Here is a 23,400-nt window from a genome sequence, read left to right as displayed (position 1 = left end):
AGGTGTTGCCATGGGGCGGACTTACAAACAGCTCTCCCTTGACGATCGATGCGAGATTGCCCGCCTTTCGGCCAATGGCGGCTCGGTCGGGCAAATCGCGGCAGCTTTGGATCGGCCGCCATCAACGATCTCTCGGGAGCTGAGGCGGAACCGTGGCAGGCAAGTCGGCTACAAGCCAAGCTATGCTCAGCAGCAGACCCGGGCGCGGCGCTGGAAGGGCTCTCGCCTCGAGCGGGACGCCAGCTTGCGCCGCGAGGTCTTGGCAGGCTTGAGCCGCGGTTGGTCACCCGAACAGGTCGCAGGCAGGCTGGCCCGGGAACGTGGCCGTAGGGTGATCTCCTGCGAGAGCATCTACGCTTCATCTACGCCCAGATCACACGCACGACGGACTTCACCTGGCGGCGCTATCTGCCTCGAGGCAAGAGCAAGCGAGGCCACCGCGGCAAACGAGGCGGGAGCCCCGCAAGCTTCATCGAAGGCCGTGTTTCGCTGGCAGAACGGCCTGCCGAGGTCGCCGATCGCAAAGTCCCGGGCCACTGGGAAGCCGATCTGATGATGTTCTCCAAATACCGGCAGGCCATCCTGGCCGTCCACGAGCGAACCTCGCGCCTGCTGCTCGCCGTTCCCATCGAACGCAAGTTCGCCGCCGGTATCGCTAGCCATCTCGTACGCCTGTTCAAAGCCGTACCGGAGGCACTGCGCCGTACCGTCACCTTCGACAACGGCACCGAGTTCGCCGCCCACCTTTCCTTGCAGAGCCTCTTGATGAAGACCTTCTTCTGCGACCCGCACGCGCCGTGGCAAAAGGGCGGCATCGAGAACGCCATCGGCCGCTTGCGCCGCTTCATCCCCCGAAAGACCGACCTCGAAAAGCTCCCAACCAGGCGCTTCCGTCAGTCCATTGCCGCCTACAACAACACCCCGCGCAAATGCCTTGACTTCAGAACCCCGGCAGAGGCCTTCTCCTCTCAACTGTTGCACTTCGAGTGTGAATCCACCTCCTGGCTTTCGCCAGGACGACACTGAGGGTGTGGCGCCGCGTCCTTTCCTCCCGCCTCCGCCGCCCCCGAATCGCCGGAATATTTCGGCTTGTTAATCTCGGCGCCCTTGGCACGCGGACGGCCTGTTCCCATGTCCTTCCACGGGAGTCCTGCCACGGGAGTTTCCCTCGGGAGAATGGTCATGTCGTACTCGGACTCGGGCAATGCCTGGCGCAATGACGGTGGGGCGCAGCCACATGCCTACGATCCCTATCTGCACCCGGAACTGTTCCGCGGCGTTGCGACGCGGCGGGTCTTCGCCTTCCTGATCGACATGGTTGTGATCTCGGTGCCGGTGATCCTCGGCTACCTCTTCATCGCGGTGTTCGGCGTGGTCACGCTCGGCATCGGCTGGGCGCTGTTCTGGCTGGCCTGGCCGGCCTCCGTGATCTGGGCCATCGTCTATTACGGCGCCTGCATCGGCGGTCCGTCGTCCGCGACCATCGGCATGCGCGTGATGGATCTTGAGTTGCGCACCTGGTACGGCGCGCCCGGCTATTTCGTGCTCGGGGCCACCCACGCCGTGCTGTTCTGGGTGACCGTCTCGTTCCTGTCGCCTTTCGTCGTCCTGGTCGGCCTCTTCAACGGCCGCAGGCGCTTGCTGCAGGATTTCTTGTTGGGAACGGTCGTGATCAACAATTCCGTTCGTGCGCCGGTGCCCCAGGGCGCCAGGACCTACTGATCAGCGACCTTTCGATCAAGGACCTACTGATCAACCAACCTGGATCAAGAACCTATCAACCTGGACCCGCTATGCTGTCCGATCTGACCTGCCGAGTAGACCGATTGACCGGGGGCTTTCGTAGCGCGATGCTGATGCACATTTTGGAGGCCCACGACGTCCCTTGACCCAGCACTCGCGCGACACCCCACAATTTTACCTCACGGCGCCCTCCCCCTGCCCCTATCTGCCGGGCCGGCACGAGCGCAAGGTGTTTACGCACCTCGTAGGTGAGCGCGCCGGTGACCTCAACGACCTCCTGACCCATGGCGGCTTTCGTCGCAGCCAGTCGATCGCCTACCGTCCCGCCTGCGACCAGTGTCGCGCCTGCGTCTCGGTCCGGGTGATCGCCAACGAGTTCCGCCCCTCCCGCAACTTCCGCAAAGTCATCGCGCGCAACGCCGACATCATCGGCGAGCAGCGCAGCGCGGTGCCGACCTCCGAGCAATATTCGGTGTTCCGCGCCTATCTCGATTCCCGTCACCGCCATGGCGGCATGGCCGACATGACCGTGCTCGACTACGCCATGATGGTCGAGGACAGCCACGTCGAGACCCGTATCATCGAGTACCGCAAGCGCGGTCCCGACAGCGGCATCACCGGCCGCGGCGAGGAGTTGATCGCGGTGGCGCTGACCGACGTGCTCAGCGACGGCCTGTCGATGGTCTATTCGTTCTTCGAGCCGGGCGAAGTCAGCCGCTCGATGGGCACCTTCATGATCCTCGACCACATTGCCCGCGCCCGGCGGCAGGGATTGCCTTACGTCTATCTCGGCTACTGGATCGAGGGCTCCAAGAAGATGGACTACAAGGCCCGCTTCCTGCCGCAGCAGCGCCTCGCGCCGTCAGGTTGGCTGCGCATCGACGCGCAAGGCGATGCGACGTCCGAGCCGCAGGATTAGCTCTCCGTCATGCCCCGCGAAAGCGGGGCATCCAGTACGCCGCGGCGCCTCGGCTCAGTCACTACTGTCTCTGGAATACTGGGTCGTCCGGTCAAGCCGGACGACGACAGCCGTGGTGTGGTCACCCGAACAGCGTGTCCGCGAGCAGCTTCAAGTTCAAAACCACGATGATGCCGGCGACGATCCACGCGATCGCCGCGACCCATACCGGTATGACGAACTTGCCCATCTTGCGGCGGTCGGAGACGAAGCGGACCAGCGGGATGACGGCGAAGGGCAATTGCATCGACAACACGACCTGGCTGAATACCAGCAGATCAGCCGTGCCGCGCTCGCCATAGATCGCGGTGACGACGATCACGGGAATGATCGCGATGCCGCGGGTCAGCAACCGCCGCGCCCAGCTCGGCAGGCGCAGGTCGAGAAAGCCCTCCATCACGATCTGGCCGGCGAGCGTCGCCGTCACCGTTGAATTCAGGCCTGAGGCGAGTAGCGCCACTGCGAACAGCGTCGAGGCGATGCCGAGGCCGAGCAACGGAGACAGCAGCTCGAAGGCCTGGCCGATCTCGGCGACGTCGGAATGGCCGCTCTTGTGGAAGGTTGCAGCAGCCACCACGAGGATCGCGGCATTGATGAACAGCGCCAGCATCAGGGCGATGGTCGAATCCGTCGTCGCCCATTTGATCGCCTCGCGCCGGCCTTCGTCGTTGCGCTCATAGGCGCGCGTCTGCACGATCGAGGAGTGCAGATAGAGATTATGCGGCATCACGGTGGCGCCGATGATGCCGATCGCGATGTAGAGCATTTCGGGGTTGGTGAAGATCTCGGTCTTCGGCACAAATCCCCTCAGCATCTCGGCGACCGGCGGGGCTGCCGCGGCAAGCTGGACGGTGAAGCAGACTGCGATCACGACGAGCAGCGCGATGACGAAGGCTTCGAGGAAACGGAAGCCCCGATTCATCAGGATGAGCAGCAAAAAGGCATCCAGCGCGGCGATCAGCGCGCCGCCAATCAGGGGAATGCCGAACAGCAGCTTGAGCGCGATCGCGGTGCCGATGACCTCGGCGAGATCGCAGGCGATGATCGCCGCCTCGCAGGCAAGCCAGAGTAGAAAGTTCACGGCCGGCGAATAGGTCCCGCGGCAGGCCTGCGCGAGGTCGCGGTCGGTGACGATGCCGAGCCGTGCCGCCAGCGATTGCAGCAGGATCGCCATCAAATTCGAGAGCAGGATGACGGAGAGCAGCGTGTAGCCGAACTTGGACCCGCCGGCGAGATCCGTCGCCCAATTGCCGGGGTCCATGTAGCCGACCGAAACCAGATAGCCCGGGCCGACGAAGGCGAGCAGGCGCCGCCACCACACCCCCGCGATGGGGAGGGCGACCGAGGCATTCACCTCGGCCAGGCTCTTTGTCATCGGCGCGTCATTGCGCCAGCCGGCAGCATCTCGGGTCAGATCGGGAGAGCGAGCATCCATGCGGCGAGAATACCGAAGTCGAGCCTTATTGCAACTCATTTGCAACTGCATCTAGCCGCGTCGGTCCCTCGGCGGTCGCTATGTGTCGCCCCTGTCGGGAAGCGGGTGGGTTTGGGAGCCTCCCGAGGCGGATACTGGCGCCAACCCGACTTTGCAGGAAACGAGCCATGTCAATTCCCCCGCGCCTCCCCGAGACATTCAACCGCCTCGCCTGGTCCAATTTGGCGGCACAGTCGGCCGAACAGATCGCGCTGGCCGCGGCCCCCATCGTCGCGGTGCTGACGCTCGGCGTGGCAGAAGGCCAGACCGGCCTGCTCCAGACCGCGCTGACCCTGCCCTTCGTCCTCTTCGCCATCCCCGCCGGCCTGCTGGCCGACCGCATCTCCCGCCGTTCGCTGATGGCGGGCGCCGAGGCGCTGCGGGCCGCGGCCCTTGCAGCGATCGTGCTGCTGCTCGCGCTCGGCGCGCTCAATCTGCCGCTGCTGGCGCTGCTCGGCTTTGCCGCCGTGTGCGGCACCGTCGTCTACAGCGTGGCCGCGCCGGCGCTGGTGCCCTCGCTGGTGAGTTCGGACCTGCTACCGGCGGCCAATGCGCGGATCGAGCTCGCACGCACCATCGCCTTCGCCAGCGGCCCTGCGCTCGGCGGCGCGCTGGTCGGGTGGTGGGGCGCGAGCCCGGCCTTCGGCTTTGCGGCCGCGCTGTCCGCGATCGCCGTCGTGCTGCTCTCCGGCATCTACGAGCCCGCCCGCACGCCGGCGCCACGGCGGCATCCGTTTCAGGACATCCGCGAAGGCGCGGCCTTCGTGTTTCATCATCCGCTGCTGCGGCCGGTGTTCATCACCCAGTTCATCTTCAACACCGGATGGTTCCTGCAGATCGCGGTGTTCGTGCCCTATGCCGTACGTCACCTCGGCCTAAACGCGGTCGGCGTCGGCACCGTGCTGACGATGTACGGTGTCGGCATGGTGATCGGCGCGCTGTTCGCGACGCCGGTGATGAAGCGCATCGCGTTCGGCACGGTCATCGGCCTCGGCCCCGTTACCGGCTTCGTCGCGGCGGTGGTGATGGCGCTGACGGTGCTGGTCCCCTCGCCCTGGCTTGCGGCCTTGAGCTTCTTTCTGCTCGGCGTCGGGCCGATCCTGTGGGTGATCTCGACCACGACGCTGCGCCAGTCGGTGACGCCGCCTCGCCTGCTCGGCCGCGTCTCCGCCATCAACATCATGAGCTATGGCGCCCGTCCGGTCGGCTCGGCGCTGGGTGCGATCGTCGGCGGCCTGTGGAGCGCCGAAGCGTGCCTCTATCTCGCCGCCGCCGTGTTCGGCGTGCAGGCGCTGGTCATTTGGCTCTCGCCCGCGGTGGCGCTGGACCGGCAGCCGGACATGGTGGGCGATGAGGCGGTGGCGCGGTGTTAGCTGCACCGTCATTGCGAGCGAAGCGAAGCAATCCAGAATCCGTCCGCGGAGACAGTCTGGATTGCTTGGTCGCAAGAGCTCCTCGCAATGACGGAGTATGTTGAAGCGGCCAGCCTAGTTCGCCAGATACCGCTCGTAGCTGCCTGTCACCGGCTCGCTCGCGTCCACCTCCGGATCAAGCGTGTAGAGATCCTGCGCACGGCCGATGCCACGCAGCGCGTAGCGGCCTGTGGAGACGAGATAGCGGCGGCCGGCGGCGTCGAGGCCCTTGTAGAATTCTGCCGATGCCAGCAGCTCGCGATCGACCGAACGGCTCATCGAGGCGATGCGGCTGACCTCGTTCACGGTCGGACCGACCACGGTGAAGTCGAGCCGGTCCTCGCTGCCAATATTGCCGTAGAAGACCTCGCCGACATGCAGGCCGATATAGGCGGACGTGGTGGGACGGCCCTCCGCGCCCCGCCTCAGGTTCAGCGCAGCGACGTTCTTGCGGAACAGATGCTCGGCGCGCAGCGCGGCGCGCCGGGCATGCGCCATGTCTTCACCGGTGAACATCGCAAGCACGCCGTCGCCGATCAGCTTCAGCACGTCGCCGCCGGCGTCGTGGATCGCGTCGATCACGGCCTGCGCATAGTCGTTGAGGAACGGGATGATCTCGTCGGGGCCGATGCTCTCGCTGATTCCGGTCGAGCCGCGCAGATCCGAATACCACAGCACGGCGTTGATGCGCTCGGTGACGCCGCGCGAGATACGTCCGCTCAAGACCTGCTCTGACGCATCGCGGCCGAGATAGACGCGGCCGAGCGTGCGCGCGATGTCGACCTGCTGCGCCGACTTGATCGCGAGCCCCAGCACCGGCACGAGATCGCGCAGCGCGGCGAGTTCGGCGTCGGCGAAGCCGCTGTCGCGTCGCGTTGTCCAGGAGGAGTAGAGGCAGTCCATCTGCCCCAGCGCTCCGGTCTCCCCGAAGCGGTGCACAAAGGCCAGGAAATGGCGATGACCGGTTTCGGCGAGCTCGCCGATTTGCGAAAAATCGAGCGAGGGCGCGTCGGCGAGGTCGATCACCATCTCGTCGTGACCGTGCTCGAGCAAATGATAGAAAACCGACCGGCGCCAATTGTTGGCCGCGTCGCCCTCGGCCGTCGAGCCGTATTCGACGACGTCGCTCTCGTTGGTCGGTGTATCGCTCCAGCGGAAGGCGCGACCCTCGTAGATCGGGTGCAGCGTATCGATGACGACAAGGCCACGCGAGAGTTCCAGCCCCTCGGCGCGGCAGCGCTCGCAGAAGCCGCGCAGCAGTTCGGGTTCGGGCAGGCCGGTGAGCCCCTGGCCGGCCAACCAGTTCATCAGCGCAAGGCGAGAGGTCAATTGCATGCGCCATTATGGCGTGCATTCGTGACGAGCGAAAGGCGGCGCGCGGAGCTTGCGTCGCCAAAGCTCCGCTCACGGCCAAGGCTCCCGCCCGCGGCAGGTCGCATATGTCGCGGACGCTGTTGACGCGCTCCCGCCTCGGGCGGCAAATGCGAATGATGACACCGCCGATCAGAAATACGGGGATATGAGCCAGCGCCAGCTTCCGATCATCCTGGCGCTCGGTACCACGCAGACCCTGGCCTGGGCCTCGAGCTACTATCTGCCGGCGCTGCTCGCCGATCCCATGGCGCGCGATCTCGGTATCTCCTCCAACTGGGTGTTTGGCGCGTTCTCGGCCTCGCTGGTGATTTCGGCGCTGCTCGGGCCGCACATCGGGCGACAGATCGATCTGGTCGGCGGCCGGCAGGTCCTCTCGGTGTCGAACCTGACGATCGCCGCCGGCCTCGTTCTGCTCGGCCTCTCGCAATCGGTGGCGGTGATGGCAATGGCCTGGCTCGTGCTCGGCATCGGCATGGCGATGGGTCTCTACGACGCCGCCTTCGCCGCGCTCGGGCGCATCTACGGCACCGAGGCGCGCAGGCCGATCACCGGCATCACGCTGATGGCGGGCTTTGCATCGACCGTCGGCTGGCCGCTCACCGCCTGGGGCCTGTCGCATTTTGGCTGGCGCGACACCTGCTTCGCCTGGGCCGCTGCCAATATCCTGATCGGCCTGCCGCTCAATTTCTTCCTGCTGCCGACGATCAAGGGCGCCAAGCAAGCAGCGGCGACAGCGGCGAAGCCGCATCTGCCGCTCGACCGCACCATGGTGCTGCTCGCCTTCATCTTTGCCGCGGTCTGGACCGTCACCGGCGCGATGGCCGCGCATTTCCCGCGCATCCTGGAGGCAACCGGCGCGACGCCGGTCGAGGCGATCGCGGCCGGTGCGCTGATCGGCCCCGCGCAAGTGGCCGCACGGGTTCTGGAGGCAGGCTTCCTCAGCCGCTTTCATCCGCTGTGGTCGACGCGGCTCGCCTGCCTCACTCACCCGATCGGCGCGGTGGTCGTGGCGATCTTCGGCGGCGCCGCGGCCAGTGCGTTTGCGCTATTCCACGGCTCCGGCAACGGCATCCTGACCATCGCGCGCGGCACGCTGCCGCTGTCGATCTTCGGCCCCAAGGATTTCGGCTATCGCCTCGGCATCATCGGCGCGCCGGCACGGATGGCGCAGGCCGTGGCGCCGCTGGCCTTTGGCCTGCTCATCGACGTCATGGGCGCCAAGGTGCTGATCGTCTCCTCCGCGCTCAGCCTCTCGGCGCTGGCCGCGCTGTTCATGATCCGCGCGCAACCGCGGCCGGATTGACCGGGCCGGAGCTTTCGCGCACAAGCGCAGCATGACCGAAGACACGCGCCCACCCCGCACATTCAAAGGCCTCCTGCGCTGGGCGACTACGCCCGCCGCAGGCCTGGGGTGTCTATCTCCTCGCCGTCATCCTGGTCTGGCTGATCTCCTTCTACGCCGGCTCGCTGAAACCGAAGAAGGCGCCGGAAGCGAGCCCGCCGCCGGTCACGGCACCGCGCACCTAGGCCGGCTTCGTTTCGCCGGTCGCGATCCAGATGCCGGCGAACACGGCGACCAGCCCGATCAGTAGATTTGGCGTGATCGGCTCGCCGATCAGCAGCGCGGCGAGCAAGGTGGCGGCGATCGGATTGACCGTCATCGTATTGGCGACCCGGGTCGGCGTCGCGCGCGCCAGCGCCATGACCCAGAGGACGAAGGCGAGCGCACCGCCGCCGATGCCGAGATAGATGCCGGCAATCCACTGCGCCGTCGTGAACTGCCCCAGCGCTGCAAAGCTGCCCTTCACGATACCCGCAAGCACCAGCACGGCGGCGCCTGCTCCCATGCCGACCGTGAGAAAGCCGAGCGGGCTGGAGCGCTGCATCAGCGGGCGCGACAGCACGTTGTAGAACGCCATGCAGAACACGGCACCGGTCATGATCAGCTCGCCGCGCCAGGCCTCGGGCGGGCTTTGCGCCAGGCCCGCGGCCAGTGCCGCCGCCACGCCGAGCACCGCGATGCCGACGCCGGTGATCTTGCGCGCCGTCAGCCGCTCGACGCCGAGGATGGCGCCGACCACCATGGTGTGGAGCGGCAGCGTCGCCAGCGCGAGACTGGCGCGCGCGGCGGTCGTGTAGGACACCGCGATGTTGTAGAGGATGAAGAACACGCCGAAAAAGCAGATGCCGAGCAGCGCCACGGCCGGCCAGTCGGACCGCTGCGGCCAGCGCACGCCGAGCAGAAGCGCGCACGGCAGCAGGCAGAGAAAGCCGATCCCCCAGCGCAGGATCGCGAGCAGGATCGGATCGGCGCCGCCGACCAGATAGCGGGTGATCGCCGCGGCAGTGCCGCCAAGGCTGCTCGACGCCAGCGCGATCGCAACCCCGGCCCACTCACCCACAATCGTCTCCCGTTGCGGAGCTTGCTGAGGGCGCTAGCACGCCCCTGCTGCCACCGTAGTGGCAACAGGGGCGTCGCGGGAAGCTAGTCGTAAAACTCGGGCGACATCTTCTGGCTGTCGCGCTGGATCTTGTCGTGGTTGATCCAGAGTTGCGCCTTCTCCTTGCCGAGCGTGTCGGCGATCTTCTGCATCGAGGCCGCGCTCTGGTCCTTGTTGGCGTTCATGCTCGGCACACGGCGGTTGTCCCAATTGTCTTTGAAGTGCACCGCATCGCCCGACAGCACGACGGCGCCGGTCTTCGGCAGCGTCACCAGCAGCGATTGGTGTCCCGGCGTATGGCCGGGCGTCGACAGGATGGTCACGCTGCCGTCGCCGAACACGTCCTTGTCGCCCGCAAGCAGCTCGACCGGATGCGACGGCTTGAAGCGCGGCTCGTTGTTGGCGCCGGGCCAGTCATACTCGGCCTTCTGCACATAGAGCATGGCCTGCGGGAACAGCTCGACATTGCCGGTATGGTCGGGATGGGTGTGCGAGACGGCCATCATCTTGACGTCACCGGGCTTGAGGCCGAGCTGTTCGAGCTGCGCGGCAAGCGTCTTCGGCCGGCGCCAGGTCACGGCTTTGGGATCGGCGGGCGCAAGGCCATTCGGCATCGCGGCGACTGCGTCGGCGATGCCGGTATCCCACAGGAACCAGCCCTTGGCGTGCTTCACGAGATAGCAGCTGTCGACGAAGTCCATCGTCTTGCCCTCATTGAGACCGGGCGTCCAGCGCGAGATGTCGCCGGCGGTGCCCTCGCCGCAATTGAGCACGTAGAGTTTTTCGACACCGGTCTTTTCGGACTGCGCGAGCACCGCATGACCGGACAGAACGAGTGCAGCGACAACGACGGCGAGCTTGATCTTTTTGATCTTTGGCATCATTCGTTCCTCCCTTGCAGCCAGGTCGGCTGTCTTGTCGGCTGTGACCGAGGGTCAACCCCGGTCCGTTCGCAGAATTCCCGCAGACCGCTTCAGTGCGGGCAGGTCTCGACCTCGACGGTGACGTGGCTGAGGCCCTTCAGCCCGGCGAGCCGCTTCTTGTAGACCGCCGGCTGCTTCGGCTTGTCCGAGACCACCGACACCAGCACGGCGCAATGGCCGGGGCCGACCTGCCACAGATGCAAATCGGTGACGCGGTCGTCACCGATCTCCATGCGCGCCCGGATCACACGCTCGAGCTTCTCGTCGGCGCGCACGTCGAGCAGCACCGCGCCTGATGTCTTGATCAGGCCGAACGCCCAGCTTGCGATCACGGCACTGCCGATCAGGCCGACCGCCGGATCGGCCCAGGCCCATCCCGAATACATGGCGACCACGAGCGCGGCGATCGCCAGCACCGAGGTCGCTGCGTCCGCCATGACGTGGACATAGGCCGCGCGGAGATTGTTGTCGTGATGGTGGTGGTGATCATGGTCATGATCGTCGTGATCATCATGCGCATGGCCGTGATGGTGATGACCATGGCTGTCGCGGAGCAGCCAGGCACTGGCGAGATTGACGCACAGGCCGAGGGCAGCGACCACGATCGCCTCGCCATAGACGATCGGCACCGGATTGATCAGCCGCAGCACGCTCTCATAGGCGATCTCGACCGCGATCAGGCCGAGGATGATCGCGCTGGCGAAGGCGGCGAGATCGCCGAACTTGCCGGTCCCGAAGCTGAAATGCGAGCTCCCCAGATGCCGCCGCGCAAAGCGATACGCGAACGCGGCAATCCCCAGCGCCGCCGCATGCGTGCCCATGTGCCAGCCATCAGCGAGCAGCGCCATCGAGCCGAACAGCGAGCCGGCGACGATCTCGCCGACCATCATGACCAGCGTCAGGATGACGACGAGCAAGGTGCGCCGCTCGTTCTCGTCGTGCTTGTCGCCCAGAAAGGCGTGGTCATGGGTCCATTGTTCGATGGAATGGGAATGCATCGCAAAGTCTCCGAAAGGTCCGGGCCGTTGACCCCTAATATAGACCTGCGAGTCTTCTGGGCAAAATCGCCGGAATGAGCCGATTGACAGGTAGGTGCCGTTTCGGTGTAATGACGGCCATGGGGATTTGAGCGATCTCCCCACGAGGCGACATGCCCAAGTATCGCGTCCCGTTTGTTCTTACGAGGGCGCATCATGTCTTCCTACACGACGATATCATCTGACAAATTGGCACGGTTGATCGGCACGGCGAACGCCCCTGCCCTGATCGACGTGCGCACCGACGAGGATTTTGCCGCCGACCGGCGGTTGATCCCAGGTTCGATCAAGCTCAGCCACGACAATGTTCCGGAATGGGGTGCCGAATTCGCCGGCCGCACCGCCATCGTCTCCTGCCTGCGCGGCGCAAAGCTGGCGCAGGGCACGGCGGCCTGGCTCAGGCAGCTTGGGGTCCAGGCCGAGACGCTGGAAGGCGGCTTCGAGGGCTGGAAGGACGCAAAGCTGCCGCTGCTCGATACCCGCAAGCTGCCGCCGCGCGACGCCAAGGGACGCACCGTCTGGGTGACGCGGGCGCGGCCCAAGGTCGACCGCATCGCCTGCCCCTGGCTGATCCGCCGCTTCGTCGATCCCAATGCGGTGTTCCTGTTCGTGGCGCCCTCCGAAGTGGTCGCCGTCGGCGAACGCTTCAAGGCAGCCCCCTTCGACATCGAGAACGTGTTCTGGAGCCACCGTGGCGAGCTCTGCACCTTCGACGTGATGATCGAGGAGTTCGGGATTGCAGCGCCGGCGCTGCTCCGGCTCGCAACACTGGTGCGCGGCGCCGACACCGGGCGGCCCGACCTTGCGCCGGAGGCGCCCGGCCTGCTCGCAGCTTCGCTCGGGCTGTCGCGGATGTATGATGACGACCTCGAACAGCTCGAGGCCGGCATGCTGCTCTACGACGCCTTCTATCGCTGGTGCCGTGACGCCACGTCCGAGACCCACAACTGGCCGACCAACAAGGCGAAGGCTTGATGGATACCCGCACGATCGAAGCAGGAGCTGATGCCGGTCACGGCGTCAGCTTCAGCGAAGCCTTTCGCGTCTGGCTCCGCGTCGCCTGCCTGAGTTTTGGCGGGCCCGCGGGCCAGATCGCCGTCATGCACCGCATCCTGGTCGAGGAGAAGAACTGGATCTCGGAAGCCCGTTTCCTCCACGCGCTCAATTACTGCATGCTGCTGCCGGGCCCGGAGGCGCAGCAACTCGCGACCTATGTCGGCTGGCTGATGCACCGCACCGCCGGCGGCCTGATGGCGGGCGGGCTGTTCATCCTGCCCGGCATCATCGCCATCATGGGACTGAGCTACGTCTACGCCGCCTACGGCAATGTCAGCTTCGTCGAGGCGCTGTTCTTCGGCTTGAAAGCCGCCGTGCTCGCCATCGTCGTCGAGGCCGTGGTGCGAGTCGGCAAGCGCGCATTGAAGAACCGCATCATGATCGCGCTCGCCGCGATCGCCTTCGTCGCGATTTTCTTCTTCGCGATCCCCTTCCCGGTCATCATCATCGCCGCAGGCGTCATCGGATATATCGGTGCCAAACAGGGACGTCCGGAATTCGCGCCGGCCGGTCACGGCGCTAGCGGCAGCAGCGCCGTGATCGACAGCATGCTCGGCGACGCCGTGCCCGAGCATGTACGCCCCAACACCGCGCGCACTATTCGCGTCGGCGCGTTGTGGTTGGCGCTCTGGCTGGTGCCGGTGATCGCGCTGTTGCTCGCTGTTGGACAGGACAATGTCTTCAGCCACATCGCGCTGTTCTTCTCGAAAATGGCGCTGGTCACCTTCGGCGGCGCCTATGCGGTGCTGGCCTATGTCGCCCAGCAGGCGGTCGAGCACTATCACTGGCTCAAGCCGCACGAGATGCTCGACGGCCTCGGCATGGCCGAGACCACGCCGGGTCCGCTGATCATGGTGCTCCAGTTCGTGGGCTTCATGGCCGCCTACCGCGACGCCAGCGGTCTGTCGCCGATGCTTGCGGCCACGCTCGGCGGATTGCTCGCGACCTGGGTCACCTTCACGCCCTGCTTCCTCTGGATCTTTGTCGGTGCTCCCTACATCGAACGGCTGCGCGGCAACACCGGGCTTGCGGGCGCGCTGAGCGCTATCACCGCCGCCGTCGTCGGCGTGATCCTCAACCTCTCGATCTGGTTCGCGCTGCACACGCTGTTCCGCGAGACCGTGCCGGTGCATGCGTTTCCGCTGGACTTCGACATGCCGGTGCTGACCAGCATCGACATCCCCGCGCTGCTGCTGTCGATCGCGGCGGCAACTGCGATCTTCCGGTTCAAGCTGGGGATGTTGACGGTGCTGGCCGGCAGTTGCGCGGCGGGCGTGGCGTTGCGGCTGGCGGGGGTGATCTAGGACACCGACTGATTGGTTCGTCACGTCCGGTTTGCCAATGGAAGGCATCGCTAAGCGGTCAGGGTTGCATGGCGACTATGCTCAGGGGCAAGGACCCAAGGACCGACCTTGATGAGCAGGCGTTTGGCCTAGAGGCCACGCGCGCTCGAAACACCGCAGCGACCCGCAGCAGGATCTTTTGGACCAACCGAGCGCTTTCCAAATAGTTGAGCGAAGGTGTCGGAACGAGGTGCCGCCGGACGTCTTCCCAGATATCGGCCCCAACCAGAGGTCATGCAATGGATAGTTCCATCCTGAAGCCTGCTTCGGAGCTTGCTGGTACGAACAAGGCTCATTTTCCCAACGAAAGCGTCGATTATCGCCGCGCCCGGCAAGACCTCCTGACGAAGGAGATCGAGCTGCGTCGTCAGATCGAGCGTGTCGCTGAACTGCGCCGGGCGCTTCCGCCCGGCGGCGAGGTGAAGAAAAACTACGTGTTTGAAGGCGAGAATGGCAAAGTGAATTTCGCCGATTTGTTCGACGGCAAGCAGACGCTCGCGGTCTACAGCTACATGTTCGGGCCGCAGCGGCAGACGCCCTGCCCGATGTGCACCTCATTCATGAGCACATGGGAGCACAAATTACCCGACATCGAGCAGCGTATCGGGTTCGTCTTCATCGCGCGGTCACCGATCGCCAGGTTGATCGAGGCAAAGAAGGCGCGCGGCTGGACGCGGCACAAGGTCTTCTCTGACATCTCCGGCGATTACACGCGCGACTATGTCAGCGCCGAGGATGCCGACGTGCCCGGCTACAGCGTGTTCACACAGCGCGACGGCACGATCCGACATTTTTGGTCCGGCGAGATGAGCGGCACGATGGCCGACCCCCAACAGGATCCGCGCGGCGCGCCCGACTTCGATCCGCTCTGGACCATCCTCGATACCACGCCAGAAGGCCGCGGCACCGACTGGTACCCAAAGCTCGCTTACTGAGCCTCCTGCCGTCAGTGATAGTGATAATGCGCGCGCGGCTTCGCTAGCATGTTGCAATGCCATCCGCGCGAAAGCGATGCCTGTGATCCTGACGAACCCGGACGAGGTCGAGACGTGGATGACCGCGCATGGGATGAGACCAAGGGCCTACAAATGCCAAAGCTGCGTTGTTGATCGTAGCTCGACCGGCATCCCGCTAAGCGTGACCCTCGCCGTCATTTTCGACGGAGCCGCCTTTCGGCGCTTTGTGAGGCATATCCCATCCAAAGTAGACTTCCACCCGAACGATCTTGTCTCCGCGAGCAGTGGTTACCTCGCAATTACGAAACCTGTGCCCCCCTGCGGCAGCTGCCTCATAGACGATGACTGCTCGGCTTCCATCCTCGGTCGCGATGACTTCATCGAACGAATTGGTCTTCTCGCTGTTGGGCCAGCAACGGCGCAGATAAGTCGCACGATCCAACTCATTGTCGACTGGACTTGAGAAGTGATAGTCGTCCGCAAGAAGCGCTTCGATCGCTGTCCGATCCTTATCGACGTATGCCTTTAACCTGGCACGTGCCAGATCGAGCGTGCTTTTCGTCATGCCGTTTTTCCTTTTAGAGTTCGACCGAACGTAAGGCCGACCGCGACTCTTCAACAAAGAGCTCGGGGCCTCAAGCTGGGCGAAAGCGCCTTCCCTTGCTGGCGTCATGCCACGATAGAAGCGACATCAGATAATTTGAGCCTTAACAACCTTCGGTAAAAATCGTTCCGGGCTCGCGCTGCACGCGCTTGGCCAGAATTCCATGAGGAATTTCGAGGTTTCCGTTGAATGTCCGTCCAGGGGCACAAGCCGTCGATGATGACCGCGCCGGCGGACTTACTCTCTGTCCTCAAAAGCTGCCGTCTCAACTCTTTGGGCGAAGCCGTCGTCCTCGCCTGCCCGTGCCCGTCGGGCAAAACAGCGACGACCACTTCCGCCACATCGCCCGTCAAGCCCACCTCGTAAAATATTCCACTTTACCGAAATTCGGATTTGACGTACAAGCGACATACCCTGGCCCGAGACAAGGGGCGGATCGCGATCGTCACGAACCGCGGGCTGGGCAGCGATGGACGCGACGGCGTCGGGCATAATAGGCATTGCAGGGCGGCTTCGGCTGTGAGCAATGGCTTTCGTGCCTACGACACGATGCCGAAAGCGTCTTGGCATGGCTTCGGGTGTGAGCACACGCCAGCACCCGAAGTCCCAGCGAGGACGTGCGCGGACGAACAAGTCGTGTGGTCCTGACGCCCGGGGTCTGTGCGTCAAGTCCTGCGGTGATGTGGCGGCCCAACCGGGCCGCGCGCATCAGTCATCTGCATGGCGACGGGGGCAATAGTGCATCGCTCCCCGAGGAGAGCACGAAGGACACGTTAAAACCATCGTGCACGGAAGGCCGGGCGATCCGGCGAACCTGTGGTCCACCCCGTGTGCATTTCTATCGCGCACGGACCTGCGGGTGCCAGCCGGCGCCCGGCCTTCCCTGCGCCCTTGTCTCAATGAGGGCGATGCGACGACGCAAGACTCGGGCGGAACGCGCCGCGAGATCGCGAACTCTCGTCCGCCGTTTGAAACGTGCATCGGCGCGACGACTAATCTTGCCCACTCTCGCTGTCGTCGCCCGGCTTGACCGGGCGACCCGGTAGCCCGAGACAGTCGAGATTTGAGAAGAGAGGCCGCGGCGTACTGAATGCCCCGGTCGAGCCTGGGCATGACAGGCTAGCGCTATCGCATCAGTTCCAAGGTCGAAAGATTGGAACGGGGAGAATTCGCCCCGGTTAGCTCTCACTGCCGAAGAAATCCGCTTTTGGATGAGCCATGACCGATCTATCTATCGATGCGCGGCTGCTTGCCCCTGACAATGACCGGCACGGCGCCAATCTCACGGTCGTCGCTGTCGCGGCGGCTGGCGGGCGCAGCGGCCTTGTCAGGCACGATTTCGTGGCAACAGGGATTGTTGTTTCTTCTCGGAGGCGCACTTGGCCTGACGCTGTACCATGCGCTGTTCGGGTTCACCTCGGCTTGGCGCGTCTTCATTGTCGCACGACGAGGCGCCGGCCTTCGCGCCCAAATGGTCATGCTTGTGCTGGCAACCGCCCTCTTCTTCCCGGCCCTGGCGCAAGGCACTCTGTTCGGCGTCGCCGTGCGTGGCGAGCTCGGCGCGGTGGGCGTGGGCATGCTCACCGGGGCATTCCTGTTCGGCCTTGGAATGCAGCTTGGCGGCGGCTGCGCGTCGGGAACGCTTTATACCGCCGGCGGCGGCAACACCCGCATGCTTGTGACACTGGCGGCCTTCATCGCCGGATCGACGCTCGGTGCATTGCATCTGCCGTGGTGGAGCGCACTGCCGAACATCGGCGCCGTCTCGTTGATCGAACGGCTCGGATGGCTGCCGGCGCTCGTGCTCTGCTGGGCTGTTATGGCTGCAATTTATCTCATCACCCTCAGGGCCGAGATCGGCCGCCACGGCGAACTCGAGCCGGGAGCGCGGACGAAGCTCCGCGGCGCGCGCCGCTTCATGCAGGGGCCATGGCCGCTGCTGTGGGGCGCGATCCTGCTCGCGATCGGAAATTTCGCCACGCTGTATCTTGCGGGACGTCCCTGGGGCATCACCTCCGCTTTCGCGCTCTGGGGATCGAAGATCCTGATGAGCCTCGGCGTCGACGTCGCGTCATGGCCCTATTGGCAGGGCGCTCGCGCGACCTCGCTGCACCAAAGCGTCTTCGCCGACATCACCTCCGTCATGGATTTCGGCATCATCCTGGGAGCGTTGCTGGCCGCAGGCCTCGCCGGCAAATTCCATCCGACATGGCGCATCTCCGCATCCTCGCTCCTCGCCGCCATCATCGGCGGCCTGCTTCTCGGCTATGGCGCCCGGCTCGCCTATGGCTGCAATATCGGCGCTTATTTCAGCGGGATCGCATCGGGCAGCCTGCATGGCTGGTGCTGGCTGGTGGCGGCTTTCGTCGGCAACATTCTGGGGACACATCTCCGACCGCTGTTCGGCTTGGCCGTCGAGCGGTAGGTTTTCGTCTGCGCGCGGTTTCATCAGACCGCCATGGCGGACGACGATTGAACCTAACGCATCATCATCCGCGCGATCGCCTCGCCAATCACCACGGTCGTGAAATGCGTGTTGGCCCGGCAATCCGATGGCATGATCGAGGCGTCGGCGATGCGCAGGCCGGAGATGCCCTTCACGGTGCCGTCAGGGTTGACCACGCCGTCGGCGCTCTCAAAGCCGGTCATACGACAACTGCCGGCGGCGTGCTGGATATCGCCGGTCTCACGGCGCAGCAGCGCATCCAGTTCATGCTCCGGCAAGGCCGCGGCTTGCGGCAGCGTCAGATCGGTGTCCGCGAGCCGGATCCAGTCGACGATGCCTGATAGCGCCGGCTGGGAGGTGATCACGGCGAGCCGCTTCACCGCATCCTTCATGCGCAACATGTCGCGGGGATCGGCCAGCATGTTTTCCTCGACGACAGGATCAATCGCGGGGTCGGTCGAGGCCAGCTTGAGCGAACCACGCGAATACGCGTTGAACAGCCCGGCGCCGATCGCGCCCGGCACGCCGATGCCGCGGTGATTGAAGGCGATCAGGATCATGTCGCGCTTGCCGCCGTCGGCGAGGCCCGACGAATAGGTCACGCAGCAATTGGTATGGCGGGTGTCCGGATCGGTCGGCCGCAGATTTTCGTGGAGCTGGATCGTGGCGCGAAACAGCGGATGGTCAAAGAAGTGCCGGCCGACCGGCAAGTCCCGCTCGACCGCAATCCCCATCGCCTTCAGCTCATCCGCAGGTCCGATGCCCGAGCGCAGCAGGATCGCCGGACTGTGGATGGCGCCGGCGCACAGCACGATCTGGCGCGCGCTGATGTCGCTGGTCCCCTGCCCTTCGATGTGGACGCGGAGGCCGGTTGCCCGGCCGTCGCTGATCAGCACGCGGTCGACCAGCGCATGCCCGCGAATTTCCAGATTGGCGCGGCCCCGCGCGGGCTCCAGATAACCCTCGTTGGTGGTGATGCGGCGGCTGTCGCGGCTGTTGATGGGATAGCAGGCGACGCCCTCGCCGTCAGGCCCGTTGACGTCAGCGCACCAGGGATAGCCGCTGGCCAACGCCGCATCGCGCAAGCCGCGGTCGATCGGCCCCCATTTTTCCGCCGGCGCGCGATACACCGGCAGCGGTCCACCGCGGCCGTGGCCGGCGGCGTCGCCGAAGTCCAGATCATCCTCGATCACCGAGAACAACGGCATCACGTCCGTGGCCGACCAGCCGGTGCAGCCATTGGCGGCCCACTCGTCGAACGCAGCAGCGACGCCGCGGATGGCGATCTGGCCGTTCATCATCGACGAGCCGCCGAGCCCCTTGCCGCGCCAGTAGAAGCGCGGCTCCTGGCCGGCCACACGGCGCGTCAGAAGATCCGGCCATTGCCACTTCTCCTGGTACTCGCGCTTGTGGATGATCGGGATGGGATTTGGCGTCATCACCTCCCAGGGCGCCTCGTCGGCGCGCCAGTCCAGACCCGCCTCCAGCAGCAGGACGCGCCGTGCGGGATCTTCCGAGAGCCGCGCCGCAACAGCAGCGCCGGCCGAGCCGCCGCCGACAACAATGACATCGTACATCGCGCTACTTCTCAACGTTCCAGAACACCGGGATGGCGGACGGTATCAGACCGCGCGCACCGGCGGAACCAGACTGTCGCCCGACTACCCGATCCCCCTGCCGAACTTGTTCGACTTCGGGAATCCCTTCGGCGGCAGACGGCCGGCGTCCGCGCGAGAGCCTTTCCACTCGGCGAGCTCCTTCATGGTCGCGGAGAATTCGCGGCCGGCGGAGTCCTTCCAGGTCAGGCCCGTCTTGGCGTCGAACACTGCAATGTCGGAGAGGCCGCCGTCCTTGTACTTCTGCAGACGCACACCGCGGCCACGCGCCATCTCCGGCACCTGGTCGAGCGGGAACACCAGCATCTTGCGGTTCTCGCCGATGACCGCGACGGTGTCGCCGATCACCTCGGTGACTGTGCGCGCCTCGTTCGGCATGTCGACGTTGAGGACCTGCTTGCCCTTCTTGGTGGTGCCGACGCAATCGTCCTCGCTGACGACGAACCCTTGGCCCTCGTGGCTCGCGACCAGGAATCTGCGTCCGCCCTTGTTGACGAACAGCGTGACCGGCGCGGCCTCCGGCTCGAGATCGATGAACTGGCGGATCGGCTCGCCATGACCGCGGCCGCCCGGAAGTTTTGCGACATCGAGCGAGTAGAATTTTCCGTTGGTGGCGAACAGCAGCAGCTTCGAGGTCGTTTCCGCGAAGAACGCGAATCCGAGCTTGTCGTCCTGCTTGAAGGCCAGCCCCGAGAGATCCTCGACATGGCCCTTGAGAGTGCGGATCCAGCCCTTGTCGGAGACCACCACCGTCACCGGCTCGCGCTCGACCAGTGCCTCCTCGATCGCAGCGAGATCATGCTCTGGCGCGTCGGCAAAGGTGGTGCGGCGCTTGCCGAGCGGGGTCTTCGGTCCGAACATGTCGCGAACCTTGCCGACCTGCTCGCCGACTTTCTTCCACTGCTCGGGTTCGGACGCCAGCAGTCCCTCGATGCCCTTCAGCTCCTTGCGAAGATCCTTGTCCTCGCCGCGGATCTCCATCTCCTCGAGCTTGCGCAGGCTTCGGAGCCGCATGTTGAGGATGGCTTCGGCCTGCACCTCGGTGAGCTTGAACGCCTTGATCAGCGCCGGCTTCGGCTCGTCCTCATTGCGGATGATCCTGATCACCTCGTCGATGTTCAGATAGGCAATCAGCAAGCCGCCGAGGATCTCCAGCCGGCGCTCGATCTCGGCCTTGCGATGGTTGGTGCGACGGATCAGCACGTCGCGCAGATGGTCGAGCCATTCGCGCAAGCACTCCGCGAGCCCAACGACTTTGGGAATGCGGCCCTTGATCAGCACGTTGAGGTTCAGCGGAATCTTGTTTTCGAGCTCGGTCAGCCGGAACAGCGATTCCATCATCAGCGCGGGATCGACGTTCTTCGATTTCGGCTCGATCACGATGCGAACGTCTTCGGCCGACTCGTCCCTGATATTGCCGACCAGCGGCAGCTTCTTCTGGTCCAGCAGCTCGGCGATCTTCTCGATCAGCCGGGACTTCTGCACCAGAAAGGGTATCTCGGTGACGACGACGACCCAGGTGCCGCGCGCGCCCTCTTCCTGCTCCCATCGGGAGCGGACGCGAAACGAACCGCGACCGGTGGTGTAGGCTTCAGCGATCGCCTGCTTGGAATCGACGCAGATGCCGCCGGTTGGAAAGTCCGGACCCTTGACCCATTTCAGCAAGGCCTTCGACTTCGCGTCGGGCTTCTCGATCAGATGCAGCGCGGCGTCGCAGAGCTCGGCGGCGTTGTGCGGCGGGATCGAGGTCGCCATGCCGACTGCGATACCTTGCGCGCCATTGGCGAGCAGATTCGGGAAGCCGCCGGGCAGCACGATCGGCTCTTTCGACTGGCCGTCGTAATTGGGGCGGAATTCGACGCCGTCCTCATCGATTCCGTCGAGCAGAAGCCGCGCGACGTCGGTCATGCGCGCTTCGGTGTAGCGATAGGCGGCGGGATTATCGCCGTCGATATTGCCGAAATTGCCCTGGCCGTCGACCAGCGGGTAGCGCGAGGAGAAGTCCTGCGCCAGCCGCACCATGGCGTCGTAGATCGCCTGGTCGCCATGCGGATGGAACGAGCCCATCACGTCGCCGACGATTTTGGCGGACTTCTTGAATGCCGTGCCCGGGTCGAGCCGGAGCAGCCGCATGCCATACAGGATGCGCCGGTGTACCGGCTTCAGGCCGTCGCGCGCATCCGGCAGCGCGCGGTGCATGATGGTGGAGAGCGCGTAGGCGAGATAGCGCTCTTCCAACGCCTCACGCAGCGGCACCTCGTGAATTTCGGCCGGTTCCTCCGGCGGAATCAATCGTTTTCCCATGCCGCCCGGTTAAACCGTGGAAGCGAATCGGGCAAGGATCGATTGGTTCCCTGTGGCGGCCTACTGGCCGGCCCAGCCTGCGGTGAAGGTCTGGGTGGGTGGCGCGGCTTTAGCCTGCGTGGTGGCCGGGGCATTGGTCAGGCACCGCCGCGCGGTGTCGATCTCGGCCTCCGTCGCCACTTTGGACCGTGCCCATGCCTCTGCGGCTGCAGCGGAATATTTAGCCACATAGAATCTGACGACGGTACAGGAAGCACGGCGAAAGACGCCCGGCTGCTCACCCGCGAGGGCGTCCGGCGCCAGCGCAATCAGCGCTGCCGATATCACAAGTCCCTTGATCAGCATGAGGCTATCCCCGGTTGGAACCCAAAATGGCAAGTCCGGGGAACCGAGTTTTGTTCCAGCAAGGGCTGGTCCACTGAGGCAACGCAGAGCCGCGCCAAGCTCATGGCGCGGGAATGGCGGCCTTTGCCTGCTGTCGCGTCAGCGCGTTGATGAAGCCTGCCCGCGCATCGGAATGGCCTTGCCCGCGTGGTTCCAGCACGTGGCGCAGCAGGAACAGGCCGGTCAGTCGAAAGCCGTCCTGGAGATCCTGATCGGTGAGGTCGCCCTGCACCTCGCTTTGGCGCAGGAACGGTGGCAGCCGCAACAGGCGGTCGCGCCACGGCTCGCCCGCCCCGCGGGACACCGCGCCGCCGGATTTGGGCGAGACGTAGATCAGGTCGGTGGTCTCTCCTGTCACCGCGCAGTTTTCCAGCGCCAGCCCGAAGCCGAGTTCGGTGAGCATTGCCAGTTCGAAATGGATCACGTGCACGGCCGCGCTGCCGATGTCGTCGAAATCGTCCAGCGAATGTTCGAGCAGCGCCAGGAGGTTTTCGTGCGGATCGCGCTCCGGCAGCAACCGCGCGATCGAGGCGAGATGGGTGATGCCGTAGACGCCGTGGGATGATCCCAGCAGCGTCGCCGCCCGCAGCTTGAGGCCCTCGATGGCATAGGTGCCGAGATGCTCGTCGAGCCGCGCCCGCCATACCACGCGGAGGCTGTTGCCGGGCTGCAGCAACGGACGCATCCGAGAGCCGGCGCCGCCGCGGACGAGACCGAGATGGCGGCCGTGGGCACGGGTTAGCAACTCGACGATGGCGCTGCTCTCGCCATGCCGCCGCACCCCCAGCACGATGCCTTCGTCGGTCCATTCCATCGGTGAAGTCTAGCGGATTCCGGTCTTCAATCGTAGGGCGGATTGGCCGAAGGCCTAATCGGCCAATCGCGGGGGCACGCCTGGAAGGTGAATTGCGCGCCGCCAATCCACCCGACACGGCCTCACGCGTTGAACCAGCCCTGCGCGTCGCCGCGGAACGAGAAATACAATCCCATCGCGGTCAGCACGCAGGAGACGATCTCGATGGCGCTGTCGAGTTCCATGCCTTTCTCGCCGATGATCTGGCCGAGCGAGATCACCGACAGCACGAGCGCTGCCGCCAGCACCCAGCGCGGCCAGTTCTTGCGCCCGTGCGCGGCCAGCCGGACGAAATACACCAGCAGCAGGATCATGCCGCCGGCGAGCAGCGACGACGTCATGATCATCTGTTCGGTCATCTCGGCAGTCGGCGTGCGGTCCTGCACCGCCACCGACAAGGCATCCAGCATCAACGATGCATAGAGCAACGCTTCGAAGCGCCGTACGTTGCTGGGTACGCTCATCGTCGACCGATC

The 23,400-nt window shown here is 65.0% G+C and carries 19 protein-coding genes and 2 pseudogenes; 10 read left to right on the top strand and 11 right to left on the bottom strand.

The features are described from left to right. The first annotated feature begins 10 nt into the window (after positions 1-10). From IVA93_RS16790 to IVA93_RS16780, 3 genes and pseudogenes are all read left to right on the top strand, one after another. Positions 11-1,026, top strand: a pseudogene (locus IVA93_RS16790) (IS30 family transposase). Between the two features lie 156 nt (positions 1,027-1,182). Then, positions 1,183-1,722: an RDD family protein gene (locus IVA93_RS16785; RefSeq protein ID WP_039800407.1), complete on the top strand. Its 540-nt coding sequence runs from the start codon at positions 1,183-1,185 to the stop codon at positions 1,720-1,722. Positions 1,723-1,885: 163 nt separating this feature from the next. Beyond that, entirely contained in the window at positions 1,886-2,662 is a 777-nt protein-coding gene (locus IVA93_RS16780) for an arginyltransferase (protein ID WP_018458387.1), read from the top strand. A 121-nt stretch (positions 2,663-2,783) separates the two neighbouring features. Here IVA93_RS16780 and IVA93_RS16775 read toward each other — a convergent pair whose 3' ends face one another. Beyond that, entirely contained in the window at positions 2,784-4,136 is a 1,353-nt protein-coding gene (locus IVA93_RS16775) for an Nramp family divalent metal transporter (RefSeq protein WP_018458388.1), read from the bottom strand. A 167-nt stretch (positions 4,137-4,303) separates the two neighbouring features. Here IVA93_RS16775 and IVA93_RS16770 point away from each other — a divergent pair, with 167 nt between their 5' ends. Next, positions 4,304-5,548, top strand: a complete 1,245-nt coding sequence (locus IVA93_RS16770; protein ID WP_247789875.1) for an MFS transporter — start codon at positions 4,304-4,306, stop codon at positions 5,546-5,548. Between the two features lie 114 nt (positions 5,549-5,662). On the opposite strand, the gene IVA93_RS16765 is transcribed toward IVA93_RS16770, so the two are convergent. Further along, positions 5,663-6,922, bottom strand: coding sequence for an adenylate/guanylate cyclase domain-containing protein (locus tag IVA93_RS16765; protein ID WP_026233569.1), 1,260 nt, complete (start codon positions 6,920-6,922; stop codon positions 5,663-5,665). A gap of 184 nt (positions 6,923-7,106) precedes the next feature. On the opposite strand from IVA93_RS16765, the gene IVA93_RS16760 reads away from it, so the two are divergent. Both IVA93_RS16760 and IVA93_RS16755 read left to right on the top strand, forming a co-directional pair. Next, a complete protein-coding gene (locus IVA93_RS16760; RefSeq protein WP_247789874.1) occupies positions 7,107-8,264 on the top strand; it encodes an MFS transporter in 1,158 nt (385 codons plus the stop codon). A 31-nt stretch (positions 8,265-8,295) separates the two neighbouring features. Continuing rightward, a pseudogene (locus IVA93_RS16755) lies at positions 8,296-8,488 on the top strand (hypothetical protein). Here IVA93_RS16755 and IVA93_RS16750 read toward each other — a convergent pair. The 3 genes from IVA93_RS16750 to dmeF form a co-directional block, all read right to left on the bottom strand. Beyond that, entirely contained in the window at positions 8,485-9,363 is an 879-nt protein-coding gene (locus IVA93_RS16750; protein WP_018458392.1) for a DMT family transporter, read from the bottom strand. The pseudogene IVA93_RS16755 and the gene IVA93_RS16750 sit on opposite strands and share 4 nt — an antisense overlap. A gap of 83 nt (positions 9,364-9,446) precedes the next feature. Next, positions 9,447-10,286: an N-acyl homoserine lactonase family protein gene (locus tag IVA93_RS16745; RefSeq protein ID WP_018458393.1), complete on the bottom strand. Its 840-nt coding sequence runs from the start codon at positions 10,284-10,286 to the stop codon at positions 9,447-9,449. Between the two features lie 89 nt (positions 10,287-10,375). Beyond that, a complete protein-coding gene (gene dmeF, locus IVA93_RS16740) occupies positions 10,376-11,323 on the bottom strand; it encodes a CDF family Co(II)/Ni(II) efflux transporter DmeF (protein ID WP_018458394.1) in 948 nt (315 codons plus the stop codon). A gap of 195 nt (positions 11,324-11,518) precedes the next feature. Between dmeF and IVA93_RS16735 the strand changes: the two genes are divergently transcribed. The 3 genes from IVA93_RS16735 (at position 11,519) to IVA93_RS16725 (ending at position 14,696) form a co-directional block, all read left to right on the top strand. Further along, complete coding sequence (locus IVA93_RS16735; protein WP_026233570.1) at positions 11,519-12,337, top strand: chromate resistance protein ChrB domain-containing protein; 819 nt, start codon at positions 11,519-11,521, stop codon at positions 12,335-12,337. Further along, a complete protein-coding gene (chrA, locus tag IVA93_RS16730; RefSeq protein WP_018458396.1) occupies positions 12,337-13,722 on the top strand; it encodes a chromate efflux transporter in 1,386 nt (461 codons plus the stop codon). Before IVA93_RS16735 ends, chrA begins: the two co-directional genes overlap by 1 nt. 278 nt (positions 13,723-14,000) lie before the next feature. Next, positions 14,001-14,696 carry a DUF899 family protein gene (locus IVA93_RS16725; protein WP_018458398.1) on the top strand — a complete coding sequence of 232 codons (696 nt, stop codon included), beginning with the start codon at positions 14,001-14,003 and terminating at the stop codon, positions 14,694-14,696. Between the two features lie 196 nt (positions 14,697-14,892). Here IVA93_RS16725 and IVA93_RS16720 read toward each other — a convergent pair whose 3' ends face one another. After that, complete coding sequence (locus tag IVA93_RS16720) at positions 14,893-15,282, bottom strand: nuclear transport factor 2 family protein (RefSeq protein ID WP_039800398.1); 390 nt, start codon at positions 15,280-15,282, stop codon at positions 14,893-14,895. Positions 15,283-16,675: 1,393 nt separating this feature from the next. On the opposite strand from IVA93_RS16720, the gene IVA93_RS16715 reads away from it, so the two are divergent. Next, a complete protein-coding gene (locus tag IVA93_RS16715) occupies positions 16,676-17,746 on the top strand; it encodes a YeeE/YedE family protein (RefSeq protein ID WP_409363670.1) in 1,071 nt (356 codons plus the stop codon). Positions 17,747-17,799: 53 nt separating this feature from the next. Here the strand turns inward: IVA93_RS16715 and IVA93_RS16710 are convergent, their stop codons facing one another. From IVA93_RS16710 to IVA93_RS16690, 5 genes are all read right to left on the bottom strand, one after another. Continuing rightward, the gene (locus IVA93_RS16710; RefSeq protein WP_204511382.1) at positions 17,800-19,344 is read right to left on the bottom strand and encodes a GMC family oxidoreductase; all 1,545 of its coding nucleotides are present in this window, start codon (positions 19,342-19,344) and stop codon (positions 17,800-17,802) included. A gap of 84 nt (positions 19,345-19,428) precedes the next feature. Then, positions 19,429-21,687 (bottom strand): DNA topoisomerase IV subunit A, encoded by a 2,259-nt coding sequence (gene parC, locus IVA93_RS16705; RefSeq protein ID WP_247370589.1) that lies wholly within the window; start codon positions 21,685-21,687, stop codon positions 19,429-19,431. 60 nt (positions 21,688-21,747) lie between these two features. After that, the gene (locus IVA93_RS16700) at positions 21,748-22,032 is read right to left on the bottom strand and encodes a hypothetical protein (RefSeq protein WP_247789873.1); all 285 of its coding nucleotides are present in this window, start codon (positions 22,030-22,032) and stop codon (positions 21,748-21,750) included. A 100-nt stretch (positions 22,033-22,132) separates the two neighbouring features. Continuing rightward, positions 22,133-22,885: a DNA repair protein RecO gene (gene recO / locus IVA93_RS16695; RefSeq protein WP_085353424.1), complete on the bottom strand. Its 753-nt coding sequence runs from the start codon at positions 22,883-22,885 to the stop codon at positions 22,133-22,135. Positions 22,886-23,007: 122 nt separating this feature from the next. Further along, entirely contained in the window at positions 23,008-23,388 is a 381-nt protein-coding gene (locus IVA93_RS16690) for a hypothetical protein (protein ID WP_018458405.1), read from the bottom strand. Positions 23,389-23,400: the final 12 nt, after the last annotated feature.

Source organism: Bradyrhizobium sp. 155, from assembly GCF_023101105.1.
GTDB classification, from domain to species: Bacteria; Pseudomonadota; Alphaproteobacteria; order Rhizobiales; family Xanthobacteraceae; genus Bradyrhizobium; species Bradyrhizobium canariense_D.
Note: the sequence above shows the minus strand (reverse complement) of the source record. Positions and strands in the feature narration are given on the sequence as shown.